Source organism: Pseudomonas sp. Sample_24, assembly GCF_004307605.1.
In the GTDB taxonomy this organism is placed as follows: Bacteria; Pseudomonadota; Gammaproteobacteria; order Pseudomonadales; family Pseudomonadaceae; genus Aquipseudomonas.
Genome location: NZ_RCNW01000448.1, coordinates 1 through 10,285 on the forward strand (window position 1 = coordinate 1; position 10,285 = coordinate 10,285).

Annotated in this window: 8 protein-coding genes and 1 pseudogene; 7 read left to right on the forward strand and 2 right to left on the reverse strand. The window is 62.0% G+C overall.

The genetic code is table 11. The features are described from left to right. Positions 1-206 (reverse strand): annotated as a pseudogene (locus tag D8V06_RS26130) (gamma carbonic anhydrase family protein); the annotation flags it as partial. Between the two features lie 55 nt (positions 207-261). Then, positions 262-861 (reverse strand): CoA pyrophosphatase, encoded by a 600-nt coding sequence (locus D8V06_RS26135; protein WP_056855196.1) that lies wholly within the window; start codon positions 859-861, stop codon positions 262-264. 147 nt (positions 862-1,008) lie between these two features. Here D8V06_RS26135 and D8V06_RS26140 point away from each other — a divergent pair, with 147 nt between their 5' ends. The 7 genes from D8V06_RS26140 (at position 1,009) to nagE (ending at position 9,755) form a co-directional block, all read left to right on the forward strand. Beyond that, positions 1,009-1,560 (forward strand): NUDIX hydrolase, encoded by a 552-nt coding sequence (locus tag D8V06_RS26140; protein ID WP_056855195.1) that lies wholly within the window; start codon positions 1,009-1,011, stop codon positions 1,558-1,560. Between the two features lie 108 nt (positions 1,561-1,668). After that, positions 1,669-2,172 carry a L,D-transpeptidase family protein gene (locus tag D8V06_RS26145; RefSeq protein WP_056855194.1) on the forward strand — a complete coding sequence of 168 codons (504 nt, stop codon included), beginning with the start codon at positions 1,669-1,671 and terminating at the stop codon, positions 2,170-2,172. Between the two features lie 292 nt (positions 2,173-2,464). Next, complete coding sequence (locus D8V06_RS26150; protein WP_056855192.1) at positions 2,465-3,196, forward strand: GntR family transcriptional regulator; 732 nt, start codon at positions 2,465-2,467, stop codon at positions 3,194-3,196. A 33-nt stretch (positions 3,197-3,229) separates the two neighbouring features. Further along, positions 3,230-4,336, forward strand: coding sequence for an N-acetylglucosamine-6-phosphate deacetylase (gene nagA / locus D8V06_RS26155; protein WP_130905801.1), 1,107 nt, complete (start codon positions 3,230-3,232; stop codon positions 4,334-4,336). Further along, complete coding sequence (locus tag D8V06_RS26160; RefSeq protein ID WP_130905802.1) at positions 4,317-5,339, forward strand: SIS domain-containing protein; 1,023 nt, start codon at positions 4,317-4,319, stop codon at positions 5,337-5,339. The genes nagA and D8V06_RS26160 overlap by 20 nt, the downstream gene beginning before the upstream one ends. A 143-nt stretch (positions 5,340-5,482) precedes the next feature. Next, complete coding sequence (gene ptsP / locus D8V06_RS26165; RefSeq protein WP_130905803.1) at positions 5,483-7,999, forward strand: phosphoenolpyruvate--protein phosphotransferase; 2,517 nt, start codon at positions 5,483-5,485, stop codon at positions 7,997-7,999. A 40-nt stretch (positions 8,000-8,039) separates the two neighbouring features. Further along, a complete protein-coding gene (gene nagE, locus D8V06_RS26170) occupies positions 8,040-9,755 on the forward strand; it encodes an N-acetylglucosamine-specific PTS transporter subunit IIBC (RefSeq protein WP_130932096.1) in 1,716 nt (571 codons plus the stop codon). Positions 9,756-10,285 lie beyond the last annotated feature (530 nt).

Genomic DNA, 10,285 nt, shown 5'->3' on the forward strand with positions numbered 1-10,285 from the left:
TAGCCCATGTCGGTGTGCATCACGGTGCCGTCCTGGACGTTGCTGTTCTTGCCGATCAGGATCAATTCGTTGTCGCCGCGCAGCACGGCGTTGAACCAGACATTGGCGCCCTCTTCCAGTTTGACCTTGCCCACCAGCACGGCATTGGGTGCGACCCAGCTCTGTGGATGGGTTTCGACGCGGGCGTCGCCCAGGCGGTATTTCATTTGTGGTTTCCTCACAGCTCAGGCAGCCGCGTTTCCGGCCATTCGAACGATGGCTTCAGGTATTGATGAAGCTTTTGGGTGGCTGATGCAGGCTGATTTTCGCGTCATAGAGCAGATTGATCAACTCGACGACCATGATCGCCGTCAGCCCCCAGATCTTGTACTCGCCGTAGCGGTAACTCGGCACGTACCAACTGCGCCCCTGGTAATCGATGCGATGGGTGTGTTCGCGCGGGTCCTTGCGGAAAAACTCCAGTGGCACGCTGAACACCGCGGCGATTTCCGCATCGTTGGCCCGGTACTCGACGAAATCCGGGATCACGCCGACATAAGGCGTGACCTTGATGCCGTGCAGGGAGATCAACGGGCTCAGCGGGCCGATCACTTCGACCAGTCCCGGTGGCAGGCCAATTTCTTCCTCGGCTTCACGCAGGGCGGTGAAAATCAGGTCGGGGTCTTCAGGATCGCGACGACCGCCGGGAAAGGCGACTTCGCCGCCATGGGTCGAGAGGCCGCTGGCGCGCAGGGTCAGTACCAGTTCCGGTTCGTCACTGCGGGTGATAGGCACCAGTACGGCGGCCTCGGGGAAACGCAGGTCAGTCTCCAGCGTACGCGGTGTGTGATTACTTACCCGATGCAGTAGCTCGTCCAGCATGAGTGTTCTCGATCTGTGCCTTACGCTGCATCATGCACCAATCGCTGCGGTCGCCCAACCCCCCGGACAGTGGCGTGTCGCGAAACGACAACTTGCCGACAGACACCGCCGCACGCCAAGATAGGCGCAGCATTCAGGAACCCAAGCATGAAATTTTGCAGTCAGTGCGGCAACCCGGTGACCCAACGCATTCCCGAAGGCGATTCGCGCCTGCGGTTTGTCTGCGACAGTTGTCAGGCCATTCACTACCAGAACCCCAACATCGTCGCCGGCTGCGTCGCGACCTGGGGCACCCAGGTCCTGCTCTGCCGCCGCGCGATAGAGCCGCGTCGCGGTTACTGGACGCTGCCCGCCGGCTTCATGGAAAACGGTGAAACCATCGAACAGGCCGCCATCCGCGAAACCGCCGAGGAAGCCTGCGCCCGGGTGCGCAACCTGAGCATCTACACCCTCATCGATGTGCCGCACATCAGCCAGGTGCATGTGTTTTTCCGCGCCGAACTGGCGGACCTGGACTTTGCCGCCGGTCCCGAGAGCCTGGAAGTGCAACTATTCGACGAAGCGGACATTCCATGGGACGAGCTGGCTTTTCGCACGGTGGGCCGTACCTTAGAATGCTTCTTCGCTGATCGGCGGACCGAGGTCTACCCCGTACGGTCCGAATCGATCCCGCCGCTTGTTCAGCCTGCCATTAGTTGATGCCACTTTGGTATCATTCGTAGCCGCTGCAAATCGTGCCCTGCGGCAGCTCCCTACAAAAACATCTATAAATAAATAGTCGCGACACCTCTCTGGGGAATCGTTTCAATGCGCTGGTTGCTTGCCCTGTTCTGTTTGTCGGTTATCTCGGTGTCCCACGCTTCTGCCGTGGAAACCCTGAACGGCAAGGTCATCGAGAAAGTTCTGGTTCTCAAGTCCGCTCATCAATTGCAATTGATCAATGACGGCAAGCCGATCAAGACCTATCGCATTTCCCTGGGCAAACGTCCCAAGGGACCGAAACTGATGGAAGGCGACAAACGCACGCCAGAGGGTTTCTATTGGCTCGACTGGCGCAAGACCAGTGAAAAATTCAACCTGGCGATGCACATTTCCTACCCGAACATCAGCGACTCGGCCCGTTCGCGACGCGAAGGTGTCGATCCCGGTGGCATGATCATGATCCATGGCACTCCGGACACCGAAGACAACCCTGAACAACTGTTCCACACCCTGGACTGGACTGACGGCTGCATCGCCATGCGCAACATGGACATGCGCGAAGTCTGGAACCTGGTGCCGGACGGCACGATGATCGAAATCCGCCCGTAATTCCGACGACCATCGGTCGCCCCCGAAAAATAAATTCAAAAGATCGCGGCCTTCGGCAACTCCTGCAGGGTGAATACCATTTGCTCCTGCAGGAGTTGCCGAAGGCTGCGATCTTTGCTTCTCCATTTCCCACCCCTAATACCACTTGATACCAACGCCTGGTCTGCTCGGCCGTCCAGGCCCGCTTAGCTGCGTCCAAAGCCTGGCCAGTGCGTTGACATGGTATGCAAGTGGTATTAGTTTTCCGGCACACCCGAGCGACAATTCCTACATACGTTTCGGACAGCCAAACATGAACGACCTCCAGGCCCTGCGCCCCGACGACACTCAACCGACGCCGCTGTACCTGCAACTGGCGCGCAATCTGGAAACGGCGATCCATGCCGGCCAGTGGAAAGCCGAACAGGCGATGCCGTCGGAACGCAACCTCAGCGAAATGCTCGGCATTTCCCGTGTCACCGCACGCAAAGCCTTGGAAGTGCTGCTCGAACAAGGCCTGATCCGCCGCAACCAGGGTTCCGGCACGTTCATCACACCACGCCTGGAACAACCGTTGTCGCGCCTGTCGGGCTTCAGCGAAATGCTCCGGCTCAAGGGCTTCGTACCCGGCTCGCAATGGCTGGAACGGGAAATCACCCTGCCCACCCACGAAGAACTGATCCGCCTCGGCCTTTCACCCAACGACAAAGTCGCGCGCCTCAAGCGCCTGCGCAAAGCCGACGACACGGTCATGGCCATCGAGATGAGCACCCTGCCCGCCTCGATCATTCCCAAGCCGCAGGCAGTGGGTGCCTCCCTCTACGAATACCTCGACGGCATCGGCAAACCGATCGTGCGCGCGTTGCAGCACATTCAGGCGATCAACGCCTCGGACGAATTCGCCGCACTGGTGGGTATTGCTCCTGGCACCGCCATGTTGCTGATGACCCGGGTCGGCTACCTCGAAGACAACACGCCCATCGAAGTCACCGACACCTACTGCCGTAACGACTACTACGACTTTGTCGCGGAGCTGCGTCGCTGACCCACCGCTGCCGCCAAACAACGAGATTCCGACATGTCCGAAGACAACATCCTCACCAACCAAGGCTGGGTTCGCGGCCGGCTGGTTCACGAACACGGCAAGGTCGTCTCCATCGAAGGCGAACCCTGCGATCCGGCAGACAATGACCTGGCTTACCTGCTGCCGGGTTTCATCGACCTGCACGTACACGGCGGTGGTGGCAAAGACATCATGGAGGGCGCGCCGGCCTTCGAAACCATTACCAAAACCCATGTGCGTTTCGGCACCACATCGTTGCTGGCCACCACCATGACCGCGCCGAGCGAGGAAATCTTGCGCGTGCTCAAAGCCGTCGGCGAGTTCTGTGAGCAGCGGCCAGAAGGCAGCGCCCGGGTCCTCGGCGTGCACCTCGAAGGCCCGTACATCAACCCCGGCAAACTGGGAGCGCAACCGAATTTCGCCCACACCGCGCTGATGGCCGAAGTCGAAGCGTATCTGGCGCTGGCGCCGATCCGGGTGATCACCATCGCCCCGGAAATCGCCGGTCACGATGCGCTGATCAGAGCTCTCAGCGCCCGTGGCATCCGCATGCAGATCGGCCACACACTGGGCAGTTACGAGGAAGGCGTCGCCGCACTGGCAGCCGGCGCCAGCAGTTTCACCCATCTCTATAACGCCATGAGCCCGTTGCATCACCGCGAACCGGGGATCGTCGGCGCGGCATTGGCCCACGCCAAATACGCCGAATTGATTCCCGATCTCCTGCACGTGCACCCCGGCGCCATCCGCGTGGCGCTGCGGTCGATCCCGTGCCTGTATTGCGTGACCGACTCGACCGCCGCCGCCGGCATGCCTGACGGCGAATACAAGCTCGGCAGCCATACCGTGACCAAATGTCTGGGCGGTGTTCGCCTGCCCGACGGCACGCTGGCCGGCAGCACGCTGACCATGGATCAGGCCCTGCGCAACCTGGTGAAGATCGGCTTGCCGATCGCCGAGGCTTCGCAACGCCTGTCGCAATTCCCCGCCGACTACCTCGGCATCACCGACCGCGGGCGCTTGCAACCGGGTGCCTGGGCCGACTGCGTGCGACTGGATCGCTCACTGAAACTGACCGCCGTCATGGTCGAAGGAGAAGACATTGACTTCAAAAATGCTTGAGGAGGCGCTGTCCTCGTTCGAGGCCGTGCAAGCCCAACTGCAGCAACTCGACCCGCAAATGATCGAGATCGCCGGTCGCCTGCGCCGCCAGCCGCCGCAAGTGGCCATGACCGTGGCTCGCGGCAGCTCCGATCACGCAGCCAGTTATTTCGCCTACCTGACCATGCAACTGCTGGGCATTCCAGTGGCGTCGCTGCCGATGTCGGTGGTGACCATGCAGCAGGCGCCGTTGAAGGTCAGCGGCCAGGTCGCGTTCGCCTTCTCGCAATCGGGACAAAGTCCCGATCTGGTCAACAGCCTGCGCCTGTTGCGCAAACGCGGCGCGTTGAGTGTATCGATGGTCAACGCCGCAGACTCGCCGCTGGAAGCCGCCTGCGAATTCAGCCTGCCGTTGTTGGCCGGTACAGAAAGCAGCGTCGCCGCCACCAAGAGTTTCATCGCCACCCTCAGCGCCAGCGCGCGGTTGATCGGCCACTGGAAAGAGGACAGCGAATTGCTCGACGCCGGCCAGGCCTTGCCCGAAGGCTTGCGCGATGCCGCACGACAGGATTGGAGCCCGGCCATTGAGGCCCTGCGCGATTGTCAGCGCTTGATGGTGATCGGCCGTGGTGCCGGTTTCGCCATTGCCCAGGAAGCCGCGCTCAAGTTCAAGGAAACCTCGGCCATTCAAGCCGAAGCCTTCAGCAGCGCCGAAGTGCGTCACGGCCCGATGGCGTTGATCGGCGACAACTACCCGCTGCTGGTGTTTGCCCCACGGGGCGCCGAGCAGGCCGGTTTGCTGAGCCTGGCGACGGACATGCGCCAACGCGGTGCCCGCGTATTGCTCGCCGCGCCGGATGACGTGCTCGAACGCGACCTGACCCTGACCCGCGCAGAGCACCCGGCCCTTGATCCGATTCTGGCGATCCAGAGTTTCTACGTGATGGCCGCCAGCCTGGCCGTCGCTCGCGGCATGGACCCGGACCAGCCGCGGCACTTGAGCAAAGTCACGCGCACGCATTAAGAGATTCCTTGTAGGAGCGAGCCTGCTCGCGATGGACCTGAGAACGCCGCGCAGTGTCAGGTTCCCAGCGTAATCGTTGGCGACCATCGCGAGCAGGCTCGCTCCTACAGGGGAACGTTTGAACTTCCTGATGAGACCGAGCCATGCACAAAAACAATAAAGAGCTGACCCTCAGCGCCCCGCTCAGCGGCCCGGTGCTCACGCTCGCCAAAGTCCCGGATGCGGTGTTCGCCAGCGGCGCCATGGGCGACGGGATTGCCATCGATCCGCTGAACGATACCCTCCACGCGCCGTGTGCCGGTGTTGTGGTGCACGTCGCACGCACCGGGCACGCCGTGACCCTGCGGGCCGACAATGGTGCCGAACTGCTGCTGCATCTGGGTCTGGATACGGTCGAGCTGCAAGGCCAGGGCTTTTCCATGTTGGTGCAGGAAGGTGCGCGGGTCGCCAACGGCCAGCCACTGCTGCGCTACGATCAGGACAAAGTCGCGCAACAGTGCAAAAGCCTGGTCAGCTTGCTGATTCTCACCAATAGCCAGGATTTTCAGGCGCGCCCCATCACGCTCAAATCAGTGAAGGTCGGTGAGCCGTTGCTGCACATCATTCGCCGCCAGGGAGCCGGTGCACTGAATGAAGCTGAACTTGCCGGCGAAGTATTGAGCGGTCACATCCATATCGCCCACCGTGGCGGTCTGCACGCACGGCCGGCCGCGCTGATTCGTCAGACCGCGCAAGGCTTCAAGAGCAAGTCGCAGCTGCACTTCGCTGGCAAATCGGCGAACTGCGACAGCCTGATCGGGCTGATGGGATTGGCGATCGGCGAGCAGGACGAAGTGCAAGTCAGTTGTCAGGGACCGGACGCCGAAGCCGCACTGCAAGCCTTGTTGATTGCCTTGTCCACGGCGCTGGCCGAGGAGCACCACGCCGCCGCGCCAGTGCCGACATCGCAGCGCAACCGCGAGCCTGAAGCGGGTGTCCTGCACGGTGTATGCGCAGCGCCGGGGCTGGTCGGCGGGCCGTTGTTTCGCTTGAGCGCGATCAGCCTGCCTGCGGATGCCGGGCACAATGATCCAGCGCAACAGCGACAAACCCTCGACACCGCGTTGGCCCAAGTGCACAGCGAAATCGCCGACACCCTGTCCCACGCCAGAAAACACAAACACACCGACGAAGAAGCCATTTTTGCCGCGCACCTCGCCTTGCTGGAGGACCCGGCATTGCTCGATGCCGCCCATCATGCGATCGATCTCGGCATTGCCGCGACCCACGCCTGGAGCCAATCGATCGACGCGCAATGTGAGGTGCTCCAGCAGTTGGGCAGCGCTCTGCTGGCCGAACGCGCCAACGACCTGCGCGACCTCAAGCAAAGGGTGTTGCGCGCCCTGCTCGGTGAAGCCTGGCATTACGACTTGCCGCCCGGCGCCATTGTTGCCGCCCATGAACTGACTCCCTCCGATCTGCTGCAACTGAGCCAGCAAGGCGTAGCCGGATTGTGCATGGCCGGAGGCGGTGCAACCTCCCACGTGGCGATTCTTGCGCGGGGCAAAGGCTTGCCGTGCATGGTCGCGCTGGGCGCGTCGTTGCTGGTTCAGCAACAGGGTCAAGAAGTCGTGCTGGACGCCGATGGCGGTCGCCTCGAACTGGCACCGAGCGCCGAGCGTTTGGCGCAGGTGCGCCAGGTTCAATTGGACCGGCAACAACGTCGCTCCGAGCAACAGGCCCAAGCGCACACGCCGGCGCAAACCCTCGATGGCCTGCACATCGAAGTCGCGGCCAATGTCGCTTCCAGTGAGGAAGCGGCGCACGCCCTGGCCAACGGCGCCGACGGCGTCGGCTTGTTGCGTACCGAGTTTCTGTTCGTCGATCGCCACACTGCACCGGACGAACACGAACAGCATCACGCCTATCAAGCAGTACTGGATGCCATGGGCGACAAATCCGTGATCATCCGCACCATCGACGTTGGCGGCGACAAACAGCTCGACTACCTGCCACTGCCCGCCGAGGCCAATCCGGTGCTCGGTCTGCGCGGCATTCGCCTGGCCCAGGCCCGTCCGGAAATCCTCGACCAGCAATTGCGCGCCCTGCTGCACGTCTCACCGTTGTCGCGCTGCCGCATCCTGTTGCCGATGGTGACCGAGGTCGATGAGCTGCTGCACATCCGCCAGCGCCTCGATGCCCTGTGCAACGAATTGGGCCTGACGCAACGCCCGCAGCTGGGCGTGATGATCGAAGTCCCGGCCGCCGCGCTGCTGGCCGAACAACTGGCCGAACACGCGGACTTCCTGTCCATTGGCACCAACGACCTGTCGCAATACACCCTGGCCATGGACCGCGACCACGCCGGCCTCGCCTCACGCGTGGATGCGCTGCACCCGGCGTTGCTGCGATTGATTGCCCAGACCTGCGCCGGTGCTGCACAGCACAAGCGCTGGGTCGGGGTGTGCGGAGCATTGGCGTCCGATCCGCTGGCCACACCGGTGCTGATCGGACTGGGCGTAAGCGAACTGTCGGTGAGCCCGGTGCAGGTCGGCGAAATCAAGGACCGCGTGCGTCACCTCGACGCCAATGAGTGTCGGCGCATCAGTCAGGGCCTGCTGAAACTGAGCAGCGCCGGCGCGGTGCGTCACGCCTGTCATCAGCATTGGCCGTTGAGCTGAGCTCTCGACAACAAAAAACAAGAATCCAGGGAGAACCGCCATGTACCAACTTTTCATCGAAGGCTTGCAACGCCTCGGCCGCGCGCTGATGCTGCCGATCGCGATCCTGCCGATTGCCGGTTTGTTGCTGCGCCTGGGCGACACCGATCTGCTGAACATCGCGATCATCCATGACGCCGGCCAAGTGATTTTCGCCAACCTGGCGATGATCTTCGCCATCGGCATCGCCGTCGGTTTCGCCAAGGACAACAACGGCACGGCGGGCCTTGCCGGGGTCATCGGTTATCTGGTGATGATCTCCACGCTCAAGGTGCTGGATGCGAGCATCAACATGGGCATGCTCGCCGGGATTGTCAGTGGCTTGATGGCCGGCGCGCTGTACAACCGTTTCAAGGACATCAAGCTCCCGGAGTATCTGGCGTTCTTTGGCGGTCGGCGCTTCGTGCCGATTGTCACCGGCTTCGCCGCCGTCGGGTTGGGCGTGGTGTTCGGCTACATCTGGCCGCCGATCCAGCAGGGTATCAACGGCTTCGGCACCCTGATGATGGAAAGCGGCAGCTTCGGCGCGTTCATTTTCGGCGTGTTCAACCGCCTGCTGATCGTCACCGGGCTGCACCACATCCTCAACAACATGGCGTGGTTCGTGTTCGGCAACTTCACCGACCCGACCACCGGAGCGCTGGTGACCGGCGATCTGTCGCGCTACTTTGCCGGTGACCCGAAGGGCGGCCAATTCATGACCGGCATGTTCCCGGTGATGATCTTCGGCCTGCCCGCCGCCTGCCTGGCGATGTACCGCAATGCCCTGCCCGAGCGACGCAAAGTCATGGGCGGGATCTTCCTGTCAATGGCGTTGACCGCATTTTTGACCGGCGTGACCGAGCCGATCGAATTCGCCTTCATGTTCCTCGCGCCGTTACTGTTTTTGCTGCACGCCTTGTTGACCGGCCTGTCGATGGCGATCACCAACGCGCTGAACATCCATTTGGGGTTCACCTTCTCCGGTGGCTTCATCGACATGATCCTCGGCTGGGGCAAGTCAACCAACGGCTGGCTGGTGTTCCCGGTGGGCCTGGCCTATGCCGTCATCTATTACCTGGTGTTTGATGTCTGCATCCGCCGCTTCGACCTGAAAACCCCGGGGCGTGAAGGTCTCGCGAGCGCCGCGCAGGTCGCAGTGGCCGACAACGAGCGGGCCGCGGCTTACATCAAGGCCTTGGGCGGCGCCGAAAACCTGATCACCGTCGGCGCCTGCACCACTCGGCTGCGCTTGGACATGGTTGATCGCAACAAGGCTTCGGACGCCGATTTGAAAGCACTGGGTGCCATGGCCGTGGTGCGTCCGGGCAAGGGTGGCAGTTTGCAAGTGGTGGTCGGGCCGATGGCCGACAGCATTGCCGACGAAATTCGCCTGGCCATGCCGGCGCTGGGTCGCGCGCTGATCTTAACCCCGGCAGTCGCAGTCGACGCACCGCCCGCAGCTACGGTGGCGGCATCTGAAGCCCGGCAATGGCTGAACGCTTTGGGCGGTGGCGACAATGTATTGCAACTCGATTGCGTGGCCATGACCCGCATTCGTCTGCAACTGGCGGATGGCAAGGCGTTGTCGGAGTGTGATTTGAAAGCGTTGGGCTGTCAGGGAATCAGCCCGCTGGAAGGCGGCATCTGGCATCTGTTGATTGGCGACAAGGCGCCGAGCCTGAGTGATGCGCTCGAGGCGTTGGTCAATCGCAGTGAGGTGAGTGCCAAGGTTTAGCTGTGGGCTGCCGGACAGACCGCCATCGCTGGCAAGCCAGCTCCCACAGTGTTCCGGGATATTGATCGTTCCCACGCTCTGCGTGGAAACGCCTCAGCGGACGCTCCGCGTTCGGCTCTGGCAGGGACGCGGAGCGTCCCGGGCTGCATTCCCACGCAGAGCGTGGGAACGATCATCCTGAGCAATAAAAAAACCCGCTGAAATCACTTTCAGCCAGTTTTGATCGTTCCCACGCTCTGCGTGGGAATGCCTCAACGGACGCTCCGCGTTCGGCTCTGGCGTGGACGCGGAGCGTCCCGGGCTGCATTCCCACGCAGAGCGTGGGAACGATCATCCTGAGCAATAAAAAAACCCGCTGAAATCACTTTCAGCCAGTTTTGATCGTTCCCACGCTCTGCGTGGGAATGCCTCAACGGACGCTCCGCGTTCGGCTCTGGCGTGGACGCGGAGCGTCCCGGGCTGCATTCCCACGCAGAGCGTGGGAACGATCATCCTGAGCAATAAAAAAACCCGCTGAAATCACTTTCAGC

Excerpts from the sequence above, each read along its gene's own strand:
- D8V06_RS26145 (WP_056855194.1), top strand. The coding sequence starts at position 1,669 with ATGCGCTGGTTGCTTGCCCTGTTCTGTTTGTCGGTTATCTCGGTGTCC.
- D8V06_RS26150 (WP_056855192.1), top strand. The coding sequence starts at position 2,465 with ATGAACGACCTCCAGGCCCTGCGCCCCGACGACACTCAACCGACGCCG.
- ptsP (WP_130905803.1), top strand. The coding sequence starts at position 5,483 with ATGCACAAAAACAATAAAGAGCTGACCCTCAGCGCCCCGCTCAGCGGC.
- D8V06_RS26140 (WP_056855195.1), top strand. The coding sequence starts at position 1,009 with ATGAAATTTTGCAGTCAGTGCGGCAACCCGGTGACCCAACGCATTCCC.
- nagA (WP_130905801.1), top strand. The coding sequence starts at position 3,230 with ATGTCCGAAGACAACATCCTCACCAACCAAGGCTGGGTTCGCGGCCGG.
- D8V06_RS26135 (WP_056855196.1), bottom strand. The coding sequence starts at position 861 with ATGCTGGACGAGCTACTGCATCGGGTAAGTAATCACACACCGCGTACG.
- nagE (WP_130932096.1), top strand. The coding sequence starts at position 8,040 with ATGTACCAACTTTTCATCGAAGGCTTGCAACGCCTCGGCCGCGCGCTG.